This window comes from Pseudobacter sp. (genome assembly GCF_051955275.1).
In the GTDB taxonomy this organism is placed as follows: Bacteria; Bacteroidota; Bacteroidia; order Chitinophagales; family Chitinophagaceae; genus Pseudobacter.
In genome coordinates this window covers 1-18,427 of record NZ_JBQCGW010000037.1, presented here as the reverse complement: position 1 = coordinate 18,427, position 18,427 = coordinate 1, and the positions used below count along the sequence as shown (strand labels likewise).

The 18,427-nt window shown below is 48.0% G+C and carries 12 protein-coding genes; 7 read left to right on the top strand and 5 right to left on the bottom strand.

What is annotated here, in order from left to right; all coding sequences use genetic code 11:
- On the bottom strand, positions 1 to 983 hold a 983-nt coding region (locus tag ACTHMC_RS04165; protein WP_440411072.1), incomplete at its 3' end, for a thiamine pyrophosphate-dependent enzyme.
- 536 nt (positions 984 to 1,519) lie between these two features.
- Here ACTHMC_RS04165 and rpsT point away from each other — a divergent pair.
- Positions 1,520 to 1,777, top strand: a complete 258-nt coding sequence (rpsT, locus tag ACTHMC_RS04160) for a 30S ribosomal protein S20 (protein ID WP_440411070.1) — start codon at positions 1,520 to 1,522, stop codon at positions 1,775 to 1,777.
- 121 nt (positions 1,778 to 1,898) lie between these two features.
- On the top strand, positions 1,899 to 3,632 hold the full coding sequence (locus tag ACTHMC_RS04155; protein ID WP_440411068.1) for a M14 family metallopeptidase: 1,734 nt from the start codon (positions 1,899 to 1,901) through the stop codon (positions 3,630 to 3,632).
- Between the two features lie 25 nt (positions 3,633 to 3,657).
- Here the strand turns inward: ACTHMC_RS04155 and ACTHMC_RS04150 are convergent, their stop codons facing one another.
- The 3 genes from ACTHMC_RS04150 to ACTHMC_RS04140 are packed head-to-tail and all read right to left on the bottom strand — an operon-like array spanning position 3,658 to position 10,423.
- Positions 3,658 to 4,116: a carboxymuconolactone decarboxylase family protein gene (locus ACTHMC_RS04150; protein WP_440411066.1), complete on the bottom strand. Its 459-nt coding sequence runs from the start codon at positions 4,114 to 4,116 to the stop codon at positions 3,658 to 3,660.
- 60 nt (positions 4,117 to 4,176) lie between these two features.
- The gene (locus tag ACTHMC_RS04145; RefSeq protein WP_440411064.1) at positions 4,177 to 5,019 is read right to left on the bottom strand and encodes a sigma-70 family RNA polymerase sigma factor; all 843 of its coding nucleotides are present in this window, start codon (positions 5,017 to 5,019) and stop codon (positions 4,177 to 4,179) included.
- A 7-nt stretch (positions 5,020 to 5,026) separates the two neighbouring features.
- Positions 5,027 to 10,423: an alpha-2-macroglobulin family protein gene (locus tag ACTHMC_RS04140; protein WP_440411063.1), complete on the bottom strand. Its 5,397-nt coding sequence runs from the start codon at positions 10,421 to 10,423 to the stop codon at positions 5,027 to 5,029.
- Positions 10,424 to 10,664: 241 nt separating this feature from the next.
- Between ACTHMC_RS04140 and pbpC the strand changes: the two genes are divergently transcribed.
- The 3 genes from pbpC (at position 10,665) to ACTHMC_RS04125 (ending at position 15,192) form a co-directional block, all read left to right on the top strand.
- The gene (gene pbpC, locus ACTHMC_RS04135; RefSeq protein ID WP_440411061.1) at positions 10,665 to 12,992 is read left to right on the top strand and encodes a penicillin-binding protein 1C; all 2,328 of its coding nucleotides are present in this window, start codon (positions 10,665 to 10,667) and stop codon (positions 12,990 to 12,992) included.
- Positions 12,993 to 13,291: 299 nt separating this feature from the next.
- Positions 13,292 to 14,038, top strand: a complete 747-nt coding sequence (locus ACTHMC_RS04130) for a DUF6577 family protein (RefSeq protein ID WP_440411059.1) — start codon at positions 13,292 to 13,294, stop codon at positions 14,036 to 14,038.
- On the top strand, positions 14,035 to 15,192 hold the full coding sequence (locus ACTHMC_RS04125) for a nucleotidyl transferase AbiEii/AbiGii toxin family protein (protein ID WP_440411057.1): 1,158 nt from the start codon (positions 14,035 to 14,037) through the stop codon (positions 15,190 to 15,192). The genes ACTHMC_RS04130 and ACTHMC_RS04125 overlap by 4 nt, the downstream gene beginning before the upstream one ends.
- 138 nt (positions 15,193 to 15,330) lie before the next feature.
- Here ACTHMC_RS04125 and ACTHMC_RS04120 read toward each other — a convergent pair whose 3' ends face one another.
- Positions 15,331 to 16,050, bottom strand: a complete 720-nt coding sequence (locus ACTHMC_RS04120) for a head GIN domain-containing protein (protein WP_440411055.1) — start codon at positions 16,048 to 16,050, stop codon at positions 15,331 to 15,333.
- Between the two features lie 128 nt (positions 16,051 to 16,178).
- Here ACTHMC_RS04120 and guaA point away from each other — a divergent pair, with 128 nt between their 5' ends.
- Together guaA and ACTHMC_RS04110 are read left to right on the top strand one after the other, a co-directional pair.
- Positions 16,179 to 17,711 carry a glutamine-hydrolyzing GMP synthase gene (gene guaA / locus ACTHMC_RS04115; RefSeq protein WP_440411053.1) on the top strand — a complete coding sequence of 511 codons (1,533 nt, stop codon included), beginning with the start codon at positions 16,179 to 16,181 and terminating at the stop codon, positions 17,709 to 17,711.
- Between the two features lie 52 nt (positions 17,712 to 17,763).
- The coding region (locus ACTHMC_RS04110; RefSeq protein ID WP_440411051.1) for an ABC transporter substrate-binding protein at positions 17,764 to 18,427 on the top strand (664 nt) is incomplete at its 3' end.

The window sequence follows — 18,427 nt, the reverse complement described above, 5'->3', positions numbered from 1 at the left end:
CCTGCGATACTGGCATCGCCGTGGATCAGGATGGGGAGGATCTTATCGTAATCGCTTTCGTAAAGAACGTCTGCTTTGGCGCGTGCGAAACCAACCACTACCGGGTCAACCGCTTCCAGGTGGGACGGGTTGGGCATGAGTTTGAGATGAATGGTCTTGCCATCGGGGGTGGTTACTTCGCTGCCATATCCGAGGTGATATTTCACGTCTCCGGAGCCCATGGTCTGGTCCATTTTAGCAGTGCCTTCAAATTCGCTGAAGATCTGCTCATAGGTTTTGCCCATTACATTGGCCAGTACGTTGAGACGGCCGCGGTGGGCCATACCGATCACCACTTCCTGTACACCTCCGTTGGCGGCGGTATTGATGATAGCGTCCAGTGCGGCAATGGTGGATTCGCCACCTTCCAGGGAGAATCGTTTCTGTCCTACATATTTTGTATGGAGGAATTTCTCGAACATCACGCCCTGGTTGAGTTTTTCCAGGATGCGGCGTTTCTGATCGATACCGAGCTGACGTCCGAAATTCTTTTCCATTTCATTGGTCAGCCAGTCAACCTTCTTCTGGTCGCTGATATATTTGAACTCCAGACCCACGTGGTTGGCATATGTCTGCTGCAGGTGGGTGAGAATATTCCGGAGGGTGGTTGTACCGAGGCCGATCATGTTTCCGGCCTGGAATTGTTTATCGAGGTCCGCTTCGGACAGTCCGTAGAAAGAGAGCTCCAGGTTGGCGCCACGGTCCTTTCTCTGGCGGATGGGGTTGGTCTTTGCAATGAGGTGGCCCTTGTTACGGTAGCCGATGATGAGGCGGTATGCCCCCACTTCTTTCTTCCAGTCGATACCAGCAGCTGCCGTTGCTGAGTCAGACGATACACCATTGGTGGCTTGTCCGTTCACAGCGGCCTTACCTTCAGCTACAGCGAAATCAAAACCTTCAAAAAATTTTCTGAACTCGGGGTCTACACCTTCTGGGTTTTTCAAAAAATCCTGGTATAGACTCTCTACAAAGGCAGGATGAGAGTTAGTGATATACGAAAAGTCCTTCATGAAGAAGCGGTTGAATCTAAAAAGTTTAAAATTCGGGCTACAAATATAACCACGATTGGTCTGATTAACAGCCGATCAGGTTATTTTTTGCATTAAAGTTGGGACAGTCACTTGCCTGAGGGCTGAAACGCCCGCCCATATGAGATTCCAGCCATATTCAGGGGTAAATTCTGTGTCCGTTATATTAACAAATTAAAGGACCGGAAGGTTGTGGAAGAGAATGCCGGCACTGCCGCTGACAGTGCCATCCTTACGCAAACAGGCCATAAACAGGATGTTTTCGGGCAATGAGCCAGATTTTTTGTACCTTCGCCCTTCAATTTATCACAAAAGGTAAATGGCTAAGAATCTGAAGTTTAGGTCAAAGCTGCCAGCAGCGGGCCTGGAACTGTCCCGGAACTTTTTTTCAGACTTGTTTGGATAGTATCCCTCCAGCTCTTACCTTTGCCGTCCTTAATTTTAGAAACGAAATGGCAAATCATAAGGCTACCAAAAAAGATGTGCGTCAGGCCACAAAACGTCGCGAAAGAAATAAATATTACGGAAAGACTACGCGCAATGCTATCCGTGACCTGAAGGCAATAAAAACTGGTAAAGAAGCCGGTGAGCAAATGCCTGAAGTGGCTTCACTGATCGACAAGCTCGCAAAGAAAGGCGTTATTCACCGTAACAAAGCAGCTAACCTGAAAAGTAAGCTGGCTAAGAGGGTGAACGCTCTGGCTAACTAAGCTACCGAACTTATTCAAATATATCAGTCCCGCTGACACGGCGGGACTTTTTTCGTTTTCAGCATTTTTTTCGGCATCAGAACCCCGGCTTTCCTATTTTTATCCTCCAACCCGGTTTACTATGCGAAAATCTGCTTTGCTCTTTATCCTTGCCTGCTTTTTCACAGGCCTCAGCTTCAGCCAGCCCATCACCACCCGTTACGAACAGAGTAACGGACAGGAAACACCCACGTACCCGGAGATCATAACCTGGTGGCAGGCGCTCGACAAACGCTTTGCCGAAGTATCCATGCTTACCATGGGACCATCCGATGCCGGATTCCCACTGCACCTGGTGATCGTCTCCAAAGACAAAGACACTAACCTGGCCAGCCTCCGCAAAAAGAACAAACGCATCATACTCGTCAATAACGGGATCCACCCCGGCGAACCAGATGGTATCGACGCCAGCATGCTGCTGGTACGCGACGCCCTCACCGGTAAATACCAGCTCCCCGGTAATGTGGTACTCGCTATCATCCCGGTGTACAATATCGGAGGATGCCTCAACCGCAGCCCTTTTTACCGGGTTGACCAGAACGGACCCGCTGAATTCGGCTCCCGGGGCAATTCGCAGAACCTGGACCTCAACCGGGATTTCATCAAATGCGATACCCGCGAAGCGCGTTCCTTTGCCCAAATCTTTCATGCCTGCGATCCCGATGTGTTCATCGACAACCATGTGAGCAATGGCGCGGACTACCAGCATATCATGACCCTCCTCACTTCCCAGCACAACAAACTGGGAGGCGCCATGGGCGAGTTCCTTCACAATACTTTCGAGCCTGCCCTCTACAAACAGATGCAGGCAAAAGGCTACGACCTGGTCCCTTATGTTGACTTCGCCGGTAAAACGCCGGAAGCAGGCCTCAGTGCTTATTTCGACGGCCCCCGCTACAGCAGTGGCTTCGCCTCTCTATGGCATACCTTCGCCTTCGTTCCCGAAACGCATATGCTGAAAAGCTACCCGCAGCGCGTGTTATCCACTTACGCACTCATGCAATGTTTTATTGAATTCACCAGTAAGAACAGCGCGCAGATCAAAACCCTGAGAGACCAGACAAAAAAAGCAACCACAACACAAAGCAGTTTCCCCATTGCCTGGGAAGCAGATAAGCAGGTATCCATTCCCGTTACCTACAAAGGATTTGAATCCGGCATGAAGCCCAGTGAAGTATCCGGACTGCCCAGGTTGTTCTATGACCGCTCAAAACCCTGGACCAAAGAGATCCCCTATTTCCATCAGTACAACGTCAAAACAACCGTTGACAAACCCGTTGCTTATGTGATCCCGCAGGGATGGTGGAAAGTGATCGACCTGCTGAAGACGAACAATATCAAAATGCGACAGCTGAGTAAAGACAGCAGTTTCCCCGTGGAAGCCTATCGCATAGAAAGTTATACCGCTTCTCAACGGCCTTATGAATCACATCACAACAACAGCGATGTAAGAATCAGCAGCCGCCACATCACAAAAACATTCCGCCAGGGAGATTATTATATTCCCCTCGACCAACCGGGCAACCGCTTCCTGGTGGAAGTACTGGAGCCGCATGCCCCCGATTCTTATTTCGCCTGGAACTTCTTCGATGGGATCCTGGTGCAGAAAGAAGGATTCAGCAGTTATGCGTTTGAAGACAAAGCTGCGGATTATCTCCTCCAGCATCCTGCACTTCAAAAACAGCTGAATGAAAAAAAGGCCGTGGATACGGCCTTCGCAAAAAGTGCTTACGCACAACTTGATTTCATTTTTAAACAATCCCCCTACTACGAGCCCGGGCATATGCAATACCCGGTGTTCAGAGTAATCAAATAATCAGGGAGCTCACTCGCGTAAGTAATTATTTATGGGCTACTCCTTTGTGCATTCCTGGCTTCGGTCCGGTTGAACGCACGAAACGGTTCCAGGTATTGATCGCAATAATAGCCATGGTAATATTCATGATCTCCGCCTTGCTGTAATATTTGCTCAGCTCTTCATGAATATCATCTGCATTTTTATTGGCAGGAAGATAAGTGAGCTCTTCCGCAAAGGCCAGTACCGCCTGCTCTTTGGGCGTGTAATAAGGAGTTTCCCTCCATGCTGGCAGTGAATACAGCCGTTTGGGATCTTCACCAGACGCAACACCATCTTTGTAATGCATATCGATGCAATACGCACAGCTATTGATATAAGAAACCCGCATTTTGATGAGTCCGATGAGAATATGTCCCAGACCGGAATTCTCCACATAATCCTGTAATCCTTTCAAAGTAGCATAAACGCCCTCGGGCATTTCGCTATAACTGATACGTTCCATATGTATAAAATTTACTTGTTTGATATAATAACAAACAAGCATTCCGGAACGTGACAACCTTTAAAAAGTTTCCTGTAAAATTCTCAGTTTATCGGGATTACGCATGAAGTATACGCTGGTCAGCTGCCCATTTTCCATCACAAACGCCATTACCGTTACCAGTTTCTCCGCTTCATCATAATAGAAGAGCGCAGGCTGATGATTGATAAGATGCTGTGCTACGCGGAATTTTGAATAGTATTTATGCTCGATGGCATGCAGGAGCTTGATCACATTCTGGATACCAACAACCGGATTGCGGAAGGCTACAGCTTTGCCTCCTCCATCGGAGATCACCAGGATGTCTTTGTGCAGGAGCTGTTCCAGCCTGGGTGTATCGCCACTGCGGATCACATCCAGGTACTTATCGAGGAAGCCGGAAGGAACGCTGGAATCCGACTGTGGTGCCGGTTCTTTGAGTTTTGTTTTGGCGCGGCTGAGCAACTTGCGGGAATTCTCCACGCTCAGTTCCAGCACCTGCGCTATTTCTTCGTGACCGTAATCGAAGGCTTCTTTGAGGATGAAGACGGCCCTTTCTTTGGGATTGAGCTTTTCGAGCAGTACCAGCAGGGAGTAACTCAACACATCTTTGGTATTGACGATGCTGTCCGCCCCTTCGGTGGCTACCATTTCCGGCAGCCATTCGCCGGGATAACTGTCTATCAGTTTCTGCTGCCGGTTCTTCTGGTTGATGGCCAGGTTGATCACCATACGCACCAGGTAAGCCTTTTTGTCTTCGATATGTTCCGTATCCGCCTGCATGAACTTCAAAAAGGCATCCTGCACGATGTCTTTAGCATCGTGCAGGGAGCCCATGATATTGTAAGCGTACGTTGTCAGTAAAGGCCTTAGTGTGTCTATCACCGTTATCTTATTGATCTACCCGGATAGTGCCTGCTCCGTGATAGCTGTGGAATTCTCCATTATACATGGCATCAGCGCTTACAGGTCCCATCTGGAATACACCGGGCGATACGGCCCTTACGGCATAATAATAGGTCTGTTTGGTGCTGTAGAGATTCACAAAGAGATTGATCCTGTCGTCACGCACATCCAGCGCTTCGGGTGTGGCTGCATCCTTGATCCAGTCCATTCCCGGAATCTCTTTGGTACGTGGGTTCTCGATCTCGAAACCTGCAGGCAGCAGGTCAGACACCGCGATATTCTCGATAGATCCAGCGTAAGATTTCTCCAGGGTGATCCTCACTACCACCAGGTCGTTCTGCTTGAAGCTGTTGCCAGTTACTGCACGGCCGTAACGGTCGAAAAAGCTGCGACGCACCCGGATGAAATTATCTTCCTCTTTGTAGGAACCGCTTACGCTGATTCCCTCGCTCTGCCAGAAGTAATACAATCTTCCTTCTCCTTTTGTTACAATCTCCACATTGTTTCCGCCCAGTTGTGCTGCAGTGAGCCTGATAGCACCGTTCTCGTTGGTCCTGCCCACCACTTTACCATTCACTTTCACTTCAGCTGTAACGGTGGCTTTGTTGGCAGCCTTCGCCATCTTGCCCAGGGCTATGAAGCTGAATGCACACTCCTGCGTGCTGTACCAGTAACGCTGTTTCATCAGGCTGGCCACATGACCTGCCATCACACCTACCTGCGGATTGCCGGGATCGGCATCTATCAGCGCGCTGAGCGCAATGGCTTCATCCCTGATATCGGAGTAGAAGCTGCCACCTGTCTGCGCCACAGAAACCTCACCGGTAAAGGATCCTGGCAGGATCTCCCTGAACTTGCCCTTATCACCTGCCACAGCATAGGCCACGGAGAGCAGGTATCTTGAATCCAGGCTTAACAGCTGGGCATTGCTCTTGTAATAGTTCATTACTGGAACATTGGCCTTACCTGCCAATGCCAGTACATATAATGAATAGGCCACTTCTTTGGGAGCGATCTTCTTCTTCTGGTTCTGGTTATAATAATACTCGATGGTTTCACGGTTCTTCAGTTTGTTGTTGATGAACCCGAGCACACCATTCAGTACATTCTTGTTTACATCGAAACCTGCTTTCTGCGCTTCCACCAGGAAATGGGCGGCATACACGCTGGTCCACCAGTTCTCCGTTCCCTCTCCATCCCACAATGTGATGGCGCCTGAATACAACTGACGCAGTTTGATCTTACGGATTGCTTCCAGCACATTGTAATTGGCGCTGGATTTGGCAGTACTGTTCTTCAGCTGCATCTGTTCAGCAAGGTCACTGTAATACAATTGAGGGAAGGCAACTGACACCGTTTGTTCTGTACATCCGTATGGATAATGCACCAGGTAACGGAACTGTTTACCAAGGTCGAGTGCCGGCGAGCGGTTGATCACCAGTGAATAATCCACGGAACCTGGCATGAAATCATTGAGCGGGATATTCAGTTTCTGCACATTGCTGTTCACCACCGAGCCGCTGCCTGTCTGCAATTGCAGTGGTGATGCGGGACGCACGCTGATCTCGGTTTCATCGGAGAATTTCTCGCCCAGTCCCTGTACATCCACTCTCACTTTGCCGATACTCACCGAAGGAGCAGCTACCACCTGGAAGATGGCCCTGTTCTCGCTGTTGGCGCCCAGGCTTACCGACTGGCTCTTCGCTCCCACCACCTGCAGCGGTCCGCTCACGGTGAGTGTAGCAGAAGCCGTAGTGGCTTTGGCGGTGGTATTGGTGATCACCACCGGAACAGTAACAGTATCTTTCGGAGAAAGGAACCTTGGCAGCGCCGTGCTGAGTACAATCGGATCGGCCACTTTCATATTGGTTTCACCGCTGCCGAAGCTTTCATTCTTATAGGCAACAGCCATCAGTCTCACTTCACCACTGAATTGAGGTATATCGAATTCAAAGGTTGCTTCGCCACTACCATCGGCCTGCTTGATACCACTCCAGTAAGAAACGATCTTCACGCGTTTGGCTGGCATGGGATTGGTGCGTTTGTTCATATCCATTTCGCCGTCACCACCGGTGCTGCTCAGCCTTGCGCGCAGTTCAGGGAACAGTAAAGGATAGAGGTCATATGCATTCACTTCCAGTGCTCGGTTTGCATAGAAGTGGTTATATGGATCAGGCGTTTTGAAATTGCTCACCTGCAGTACGCCATTGTCAACAGCAGACAGGGTAACAAAGCTGCCGGGAGCTGCTTTCACCTTGATGGTCTGATGCGTGCGGGAACGGACCGCCTGCGATGCAACGATCTGCACAGGGATCTTACGGGCAGTCTCTTCCACGCGGATGCTCTGGAAGCCATGCGCCACGGTGAGCGGCATATCGCTTACCTCATGCGGTTTGATGAGCGTGGCAGTGACATATACATTGGGGAGGTGCGCTGCGCTGAGTTTGAGGTCAACGGAGGCAGTGCGGTTCTCCACATTCACATACTGATGCGAGATCACATGATCTGTTTCCATGGTGATCAGCATCCGGCCACTGAACGGAGTCTTGAAAAGCACTTTCGCACTCTCGCCGGTCTGGTAGCTGGTCTTATCTACGGAGATATCGATATTCCCTTCCGTATTCACTTCAAAGGAGTTGTTATCTCCACCCCAATAGCCATAACTGTAAAACTCTTTGCTTACATAGGCCGATGCACCGGGGATGGATACACGCAGTTCATAACTGCCTGGAGAGCGGGGCGTAAAGTTGTATGCAGCCTGTTCTCCGGTAACATTGATCTGTTGATCAGCCACTACTTTATCATCGCGTTGCGAAGTGTAGCGGAAATAATCACCGTCACGCGTGAGCACGGTCCTGTATTCCTTCTTGATCACTTTCACCTGGGCCTTTGCACCGCTGAGCAGGTTCTCGCTCTTATCCAGTGCAATCAGCGGGAAGCGGATAGCCTGGTTGAGCGGATAATACCAGAAACCATCACCTCCGATGCCGAAGAACTGCGATTGCGTGAAGATATCTGCACTGGTATTCTTACTTACCGGTCTGCCGGTTTCATCAAATACAGTTGTATAGAATGTAGCCTGCAGCACGCCTGCATTTTTGAACATCTCAGGAACCGCATAGGAAACGGCTGCATTACCATTGGCATCCGTGCTTCCTTCCTTTACATCCTTATCCAGCGATACCCCGATATTCTGGATACCGAAATCGTAACCACGGTATTTTTTAGGGCTGAAATATTTCGATCTCACCTGGATCTCTGCCTCATACTTGCGGTTGGCAGCGGGAGGCCCGAAGAAATTCACGGCATTGATGGCAAGGTTGCCAGTCTGACCAGGCGCGAGGCTTGTTTTATCCAGCGTTGCCGATACCTTGATCCTGTCTGGCACAAACTCTTCAATATTGAAGGTTTCGCTGCCCAGCAATACATCATTGCTGGTGTATACTTCCAGCACATAGTTACCGGTAATGGCGGATACGGGAATTTCCACATCACCTTCCAGTGAGCCCTGTGCATTGAGTGATTTGCGAAAGTTCTTCATCTCCTTTCCGTTCGGCAGGAGGAATTTCAGTTTCACCGGCAGTTCACCGGGAGATTTCCACTGCCTGTCGCGGATGATCACGGAGAAATTCACTTTCTCACCCGGGCGGTAGATATCGCGCTCGGGATAGATGAAGGCATCCAGGCCGGTGCTGTTGGTGCGTTTGCCACCCACCTCAAAACGGGAAGTGTTTACAGATGTGGTATTGAAAGGAAGGAAGTTGAAATCCTCCGCAGTCTTTGCGATGATCATGGCTGGTCTGAAACCTGCAAATTCTTTACGGCTCAGCGCGATCTCGGCCACACCTTCCGCATTGGTGGCGGCAGTTCCCAGTACCTGGTTGTTATTGCCGTAGGCCACAATGTTCACACCATTCACAGCCTGCGCCGTTTGAATGGAGTTGGCGAATACAATGATCTTACCATTGCCTTCCTTTGCGATCAGACCGATATCTGATTTGGAGATCAATCGGCTATCGTTCACCCAGTAATCGGTGGCGGAGCGGATCATGATATGGTAGATGCCTTTGAATTCAGGCAACCTGTCTTCGATATTCATTTTAAAGAGACGGCTGCTACCGAATTTCTCCAGGCTTCTTGTTTCTATTTCTTTTTCATAAATGATATCACCCATGGTGAGATCATTGGAGTAATCGGAATAATAGTATTCCTCGCCATCACTATAGCCTCCTGTATTGCGGGGAGAGTAACCATAGCGTTGTGCCACCAGGATATTGCTTTCATAGATCTTGGAGATCACCACTTTCACTTTCGGTACGTTGGTGATCTTCACTTCTATGTTCTGGTTGCCTTTGGAAGCCAGGTACATACCTTTCTTATTTACAAAGCCGATGCTGGGCTCCAGTTCACCGAAGGCAACGTTTCCGTCGTATTGCTCACGGAGTGTACCTCCGATGCGGCCACGAAGGCCTTTCTGCAGGGTGAGCACATATGATTTATCGGAGGCAAACTGATCGCTGCTGATAGAGAAACCATCTTCAGTTTCCGCAACGGTGAATTTCACTGCCGGGTCGAACTTAATAAAGGAAGCAAGATTGCTCAGCTGGATCTGCTGGCTGGTGCGCACGTATACGATGCCACCGGAACCATCATGCTCGGCAGAAATATCGTTAATGGTAAGATTGAAAGGAGAAGGGATGAAAAGATTGTTCTCTATCACTTCAGCAGTACCGTTGGTGCCACCTTCAGGGACCAGGCCTTTATCCAGGGCCAGTTTCACTTCCAGGTCTTTATCTTCCTGCTTAACCCCCTGCAGTTTCAGGGTAACGCGACTATCATTGCTGAGCGTAACCACGGAGTAGTTAACAGGGTTACCTCCCAGTGTAAGCTTCAGTTTATCCTTGATGCTGTTGGGGTTCACCTGGTAGTTGAAATAGAGATCAACCTGTGGCGTGGCGGTTGTACTGCCATCCAGGACCCAGGTTACATTGGTATTATCCAGTTTCAGCGCCGGCGTGGAGAATTTCACATCGGACTTTCCTATTCGTCCCAGTTTGCTGTACTGCAACAGGTCGTTTTTCAGAGAGGCGGAAAAGCTGGTAGCCGGCGGCAATGCCTGGGCCGGTGAGAATACCAGTTGGTCCGGCCCTTCCCAGCGGAAGCGGCCATGGATCTTTGGAGAGAAAGATACATACTCGGTAGAGTCCCAGCGGTTGAGCAGGGAATCAGGTACAAGGGATTTATCGAACCGGAACACCAGGTTGCCTAATGGCGATACTTCATCTTTTGCATTGGTGTAATCCAGGTTAACAACACTTCTGTTACAGGCCGATATTACAGTTAATATCAGCAGGGTGGCAACAGCATACAGGTGTTTACGCATATAGGAAAGATATTATGGGGCCAAAAATATGTTTTTTGTTTGTAGGTTGAAAGCTATGCGGGATGGAATGTGTATAACTAAGGGGGAAGGCTTGTCTGGCCCATAAAAAGGATTGTAATGTTAAGGTACATAACGGGCACAGGCAGGTGCAAATTTGCGGAGATAAGTATTTGTTAATTCATGAAAAGAAACCAGCGAAATGGTGATACCTTGCATCTGTATCACAACGCAGCATGCTGACATGAAAGAAAAGTACGGACCGCGTTTATTGAAATGGGCCAAAAGGCTTGCCTGGAGCGGCATTGCCGCGTTCCTGCTTTTCCTGTTACTCAACCGGATCTTCCCGGTCCCCGACAATGTAGACTACTCTACCATCATCACCGATAATAAAGGAGAAGTGATCCATGCTTACCTCACAAAGGATCAGCAATGGAGAATGAAAACTGAACTGGAAGAGATCTCCCCGCTGTTGAGAAAGACCATCATTGAAAAAGAAGACAGGTATTTTTACTATCACCCCGGTGTAAATGGCGCAGCGATCCTGCGTGCGATGACCAAAAATATCTTCCGGATGAAAAGAACTTCCGGCGCTTCCACCATCACCATGCAGGTGGCCCGGGCACTTGAACCCAAACGCCGCACCTACTTTAACAAGTTGAGGGAAATGTTCCGCGCCTGCCAGCTGGAATGGAAATACAGTAAGGACGAGATCCTGCAGCTCTACCTGAATCTGGTACCCTACGGCGGTAACCTGCAGGGCGTTAAATCCGCCTCCACCCTGTATTTCAAAAAGAACCCCGATCATCTTTCCCTGGCAGAGATCACTGCTTTAAGTATTATTCCTAACCGTCCTTCCTCCCTGGTTATGGGGAAGAACAATGATAAGATCGTGGAAGAGCGGAACCGCTGGTTGCGGAAATTTGCGGCGGATAAAGTGTTCACGGAAAAAGAGATCGAAGATGCGCTGGACGAGCCACTCAATGCCACCCGGCAGGAAGCGCCCAAACTGATCCCTCACCTTGCTTACCAGCTGCAAAAGAACGGCAGCGATATCATTCATACCAATATAGAGCTCAATACCCAGCTTAAGATAGAGAAGATCGTGGAGGATTACAGCCGCTCTCTAACGTTGAAGAATATCCGAAATGCAGCTGTTGTGATCATTGACAACCATACACATAATGTGATCACTTATCTGGGTAGCGCCAATTTCTACGATACCACTGATGGCGGGCAGGTGAACGGCGCCAAAGCCATCCGGCAGCCGGGCAGCACGCTCAAACCCCTGCTTTACGGGATGTGTATCGATGAAGGGCTGCTCACGCCAAAAACTGTAATGACGGACGTAGCCGTGAACTATGGCGGTTATGCTCCCGAGAACTACGATAAACAATTCAATGGTTTCGTAACCATGGAGTATGCCCTGGAACATAGCCTGAATATACCCGCTGTAAAAGGATTGCAGTGGCTGGGGAAAGATAAATTCATACAGGCCCTCAGTAGCTGCGATTTTATGCAGGTGCGTAAAGACCAGAAGAAACTGGGGCTTTCGCTGATCCTCGGCGGATGCGGCTCCAACCTGCAGGAGCTCACCGGCCTCTACACTATTTTTGCCAACGATGGAAAATATATCAGGCCGAATTATACCAAACCCGATACCACCAGGAATGCAGTCATCTCCCGGAAGATCCTCTCTCCTGCTGCTACCTATATGATCAATGAAACCCTGAGCAAGGTGAACCGCCCGGACTTTCCGCTCAACTGGCAGAGCACGGAACGCATGCCCAGGATCGCATGGAAAACCGGCACCAGTTATGGCCGCCGCGATGCCTGGAGCATCGGTTACAATAAGAATTATACGGTAGGTGTCTGGGTAGGAAACTTTTCGGCCCTTGGCATTCCCGAACTGAGCGGCGCGAACGTGGCCACGCCCCTGCTTTTCCGCATCTTCAATACCATTGATTACGACAGTGACCAGGAGTGGTTCACCCAACCAAAGGATGTTGAAGTGAGAATGGTTTGTTCCGAAACCGGCATGCCTCCTTCAGATCATTGCAGCAGTACCGTTACCGATTATTTCATTCCGCTGATCTCCGGTACACAGACCTGCAGCAACCAGGAGGAGATGGCCGTTTCACCCGATGAAAAGATGTCTTACTGCAAAACCTGTCAGCCGGAATCGGGCTATAAAAAGAAATGGTACAAGATCGTGAGCCCTGAGATACAGCATTACTTTGACGAGCACCATATCATGTATGTTCAGATCCCGCCGCATAATCCCAATTGTGAGCGGGTATTTGCAGGCGGTGCACCGGTGATCACCTTCCCCAAGAATGGCGCTGAGTACCTGATCAGCAAGAAAAATCCCGAGCCATTGCAACTCACCTGTAATGTGGGCAACGACGTGGGGAAAGTATTCTGGTATATCGATGATAAATTCTACAAGGCTGCCGATGTAAAGAGCAAACAGTTCTTTATACCTGCAGAAGGACCGGTGAAGATCTCCTGCACGGATGATAAGGGCAGGAACCGGAATATCTGGATCAGGGTGAAGTATGTAAACCTGTGATCAAAAACGTGAACTTTGAAAGTCAGGCTTTCAAAGTTCCATGTAGCGCTACTTCTATTAATTTCCAACACATTAAATATTTTTGTTACGTTTTTAAAACTTTGTAACGAAAATCTCTCCCTTTTTTGCTTTGAAGTGGCTTGGTTTTGTATGGAAATTGCCTAATTATAGGTTCCAACATTTGCCAATTTTTGAAAATAATATCAAATATTTGATTTCAATAAAATGCCAAATAATTAATAGATTTGGTAAATATTTGAAATCAAATTTTTGCCAAATAATTAAATAGTTATATAAAATTGATAATCAATAATTATAGTACCAAATTAGCAGAAAAGTTTTTAGGGAGGGATACCTTCTCTAGTGATGAGTTGTTTTCATTTTTTAAAGAATGGGAGCCAGACCTAAAGATGGCTACTTTTCGTTGGCGCATTCATGAGTTAAAGCAACGCGGCATCATTCAATCGGTAAAACGTGGAATTTTTACAATACGAATTAAACCCACCTTTAAAATCTCAGCATCTGATAATGGAATAAAAATCTATAAAAGAATCATCAAAGCTTATCCAGACATTCGTGCATGTGTTTGGAACACTCAGAAATTGAACGATCTCATGTTACACCAACCAGCACGCTCATGGGATGTGATAGAAGTAGAAAATGATGCATTTGATTTAGTGTGGGAAAATGCTATTAGCGGAATTGGTTTTCCCATTAAAGCGCGACATCAAGATTACCTGGAATATGCTAACCGCACGACACCAACATATTTTCTTAAAAAATTGTTGAGTAGAGCACCTTTAGAACCTGCAGAAGGTTATATACTTCCTACACTTGAGAAAATATTGGTAGACATATTTTGTGAGCCATCGTTCTATTCAACCTTTTCAGGAAGTGAATTTTCGGTTATGCTAAATAATGCATATCACCGTTTCGCAGTTGACTTTGCAAAATTGCTTCAATACGCTAAACGCCGTAATAAAGCAAGAGAGTTGAAGGATCTCATCCTGGCAACTACTGACATACCCCACAATCTTGTTGAATGATACATGCAAACTCTTTTTCCGCCGATTGGCTTGAACTAAAGCGACAAGAGTCTGGAAGGGACCCAGCTTTGATCGAAAAAATGATTTACGCACTTCATCTGGTCGAACAGTTACAATTAAGTAAACTGTCATTCATCTTCAAAGGAGGAACAAGTCTGGTTATATTAATGAATGAGCCACGAAGATTTTCAGTGGATATAGATATCGTTGTGCCTGTGGACATAACCAGGGAGAAATTGGAAACCTATCTGGCCAAAGTTGCCGTAAGTAGTTCTTTTAGCCGGATGGAATTAGATGACCGGCGTAGCTATAAAGGCGAAATCCCCAAAGCACATTATAAATTCTTCTATACCTCCAACAGGCCAAATAAAAAGGATAACCAGGTGATTCAGAACCCGGAGTCTGAAATATTGTTAGATGTACTTTTTGCAGAAAATCCTTACCCTGCTACGGTAGACAGGCCGATAATCAGTACCTGGGTGCAACACGATGGAGATCATGTCAATGTCAGGGTACCCTGCATCAATTCAATCACTGGTGATAAAATGGTGGCCTTTGCTCCATGTACCACAGGTGTACCCTATTTTGTCAGGAAAGAACGGGAAATCATTAAACAGCTTTTCGACGTAGGTAATTTATTTGACCATATTGATGATGTAGAACTGGTCCGCAAGGCCTATCACACTGCTGCTACCGCTGAAATACAATATAGGGCAGAACGTGGGATTACTTCCGTTGACCAGGTATTACAAGACACGATAGATACAGCCATGTTGCTTGCGATTGGCCAAAAGTCCACACCCGGCAATGAAGAAAAGTTAAAGGAATTGATAACAGGCATTAATCAATTCACACATTTTGTTTTCGATAAAAAGGGATATAAGTTAGAAGATGCCTTACTTTCTACTGCAAAGGCTGCTTATCTGGCCGCCTATATTTTGAAAGAGGAGAGTGGGCCATTACTCCGATTTGACAAGACTACCTTTGATATGAAAGCCAGCTTAATCACTCATTCAGAATACAATTTCTTGAACAAGAAAATTAAGTTTGTAAAAAGTGGGGAGGCGCTGTTTTATTGGTTTAATACAATTAAATTATTATATCCACAGACGCCAGCAGCTACTGTTGTTCTAAAGCGGGACGGTGAAGAGTAAAGAATGTTTAACAGAAGCATCAATCACTACCGCCAGGTAATCCTAAGATTAGAAATATAGTAAACAAATGAGACTGTTGCCAATATCGCAACAGTCTCATTTGTTTATGTACCTATCTCAAATACGGAATACTGTTCTTTACTCCACCTTGGTCACCCCGCCGCCACCGGTGATCTTGCTTTCCACCGTAGCATTTCCTTTATACCTCACATCACCGCTACCGGTTACATTCACTTTCAGTTTCACACTGGCAAACACGCTTACATCGCCACTACCGCTGATCTTTACAGTTGTTTCTTCGCTCATCAGTTCCAGGGCATTCACATTTCCACTGCCACTGATCCTGGTTTCGAAGATCCTGGTATTGCCTCTGAGATCGGTATTGCCGCTGCCGCTGATGGAAGACTCCACTTCAGGAGCATCCACTTCCAGCTTCACATCGGCGCTGCCGCTCACACTCACCTCCAGCTTTTCGCTGGAGCTGATCTTGTTCTCGCCAATGATATTGCCGGAACCGGAGCTATGGATCTTATTAAAAGTGGGATTGGTCACAAAGATCTTTACGTCTTTATTGGGGCGAAGCCTGTACCCGTCTTTGGTGCGAACACGCAGAATGCCATCGCGCACTTCAGTCTCAATATATTGAAGGAGGTTTTCCTCCGCTTCGATCTTAACAGCCTGCGGTCCGGAAGAAACGTAAATATCAAATGAGCCGCTGGAGCTCACGCCGCTGAATGATCCAACGGAGCGGTCTGTAGTGGTAACGGATCCTTTTCCACGGACCTTTTTACCGCCTACAAAGTTGCACGCACCCAGGATCAGGATAACGGGAAGTGTTAACAGAAGAATTTTTTTCATGTTCAGTTTGGTTTTTAGCTGCTCAAAGTTGGCGATTTAATAGCGCCCTGCCAACCTATTTGACGCAGCATGCTGTAAAATGTTACACCCCTTGAAAGCTCCTGCCGTTTTCTTACCTTCGCAGCACCATGACGGAAAAGATACTCATTTTAGACTTCGGAAGTCAATATACTCAGTTGATAGCCAGGGCCGTGCGTGAGGCCAATGTTTATTGCGAAATTGTTCCTTTTCACAGTAAGATCCAGTTCGATCCCTCTCTGAAGGGCATCATTCTTTCCGGATCCCCTTTTTCTGTGAACGACCCCAATGCCCCGGATGTGGACATTGCCGGCTTCAATGAAAAAGTGCCTGTACTGGGCGTATGTTATGGAGCACAGCTCACCGCCAAAAAATTCGGCGGCCATGTTGCCAAAAGCGATAAACGCGAATACGGCCGTGCTCTCTTCCAGAAAAAGACCAACGATGTTCTCCTGAATGATATCATGGACAATTCCCAGGTATGGATGAGCCATAGCGATTCCGTACTGGAGCTCCCCGCCGGATTCTCCGTACTGGGCGTTACTGAAGGCATCCCCTACGCTGCCTTCAAACAGGATGCAGGTCCAAACCCGCTCTACTGCGTACAGTTCCACCCGGAAGTGTATCATAGCATCGAAGGCAAGAAGATCCTGAAGAATTTCCTCGTGAATATCTGCGGGGTCAGCCAGGACTGGACGCCTGCACACTTTGCCACAGACACCATCAACAGACTGAAAGAGCAGATCGGCAACCGCAAAGTGATCATGGCCCTCAGTGGTGGTGTGGATTCAACTGTTGCCGCAACCCTGATCCACCGTGCCATTGGCGACAGGTTGTACGGTATTTTCGTTGACAATGGCGTGCTCCGCAAGAACGAATTCCAGCAGGTACTGGATATCTATAAATCCATCGGTCTGAATGTAAAAGGCATCGATGCCAAAGAGCTTTTCTACTCCCAGCTCGCCGGCAAAACCGATCCTGAAGCTAAACGCAAGACCATTGGAAAGCTCTTCATCGACGTTTTCCAGGAAGAAGCCAATAAGATCGAAGGCGTTGAACTGCTCGGGCAGGGCACTATCTACCCTGATGTGATCGAGAGCGTGAGTGTTCACGGTCCATCCGTGACTATCAAGAGCCACCACAATGTGGGCGGACTTCCTGATACCATGAAACTGGAACTGGTAGAACCTCTCCGTTTTCTTTTCAAGGACGAGGTAAGACGTGTGGGTAAGGAACTGGGCATTCCGGCAGACCTGCTCAACCGTCATCCTTTCCCCGGACCAGGCCTGGCCATCAGGATCCTGGGCGAGATCACTCCCGAAAAGGTACAATTATTGCAGGATGCAGATTACCGTTATGTACAGGGCTTGAAGGATTATAATCTCTATGACCAGGTTTGGCAGGCAGGAACTATCCTGTTGCCCGTGAAGAGTGTTGGTGTGATGGGCGATGAAAGGACCTACGAATTCACTGTAGCCCTGCGCGCAGTGACCTCCGTGGATGGTATGACCGCCGACTGGGCACACCTGCCTTATGAGTTCATGGCATTTATTTCCAATGATATCATCAACAATGTGAAAGGCATCAATCGCGTTGTATATGATATCAGCAGCAAGCCGCCTGCAACCATCGAGTGGGAATAACCCTCTAGTGGTTGACAGGGCCTCTGATCCTGGAAAAACAAACCGATCTCAGATGAAACGAATTGGCATCATTGCATTACTGTCCGTATTTGCATTATTGCAATCTATTGTGTCAACGGCCCAGGTGGATACCGTATTCGCACCGGAACCCGTTAAAGACACAGTGAAGGCGAGATACCGTATTGCACTCTTCTCCCCGCTTTACCTTGATTCCGCTTTTGATGCCGCCGGCAATTACCGCTACGCGAAATCATTCCCGAAATTCATCAACCCGGGACTTGAATTTTACGAAGGCGCCCAACTGGCCGTGGACTCCCTCCGCAAGGAAGGCCTGAAGATCGATCTCTTTGTGTATGATACCCGCAGCGTATCCAAAAAATTCACAGACCTGATTGCCAGTGATGAAGTGAAGGAAGCCGACCTGCTCATCGGGCACGTGAATGTGAATGAAGCCGCCCAACTGGCCTACCTGGCTAACCAACTGAGCGTTCCATTCATCAATGCCAATCTCCCCAACGAAGCCGGTGCCAGCAATAACCCCAACTATGTGATGCTGAGCTCCACCCTGATGACGCATTGCACAGGTATTTATAAATTCTTACAACGCAATTATTCCGTCAGCAATATCATCGTATTCCGCAAGAAAGGCGCAACAGAAGACAAGCTCAAATCCTATTTCGAAGAAGCAGGCAGGTCCACTTCCGCCATTCAGCTGA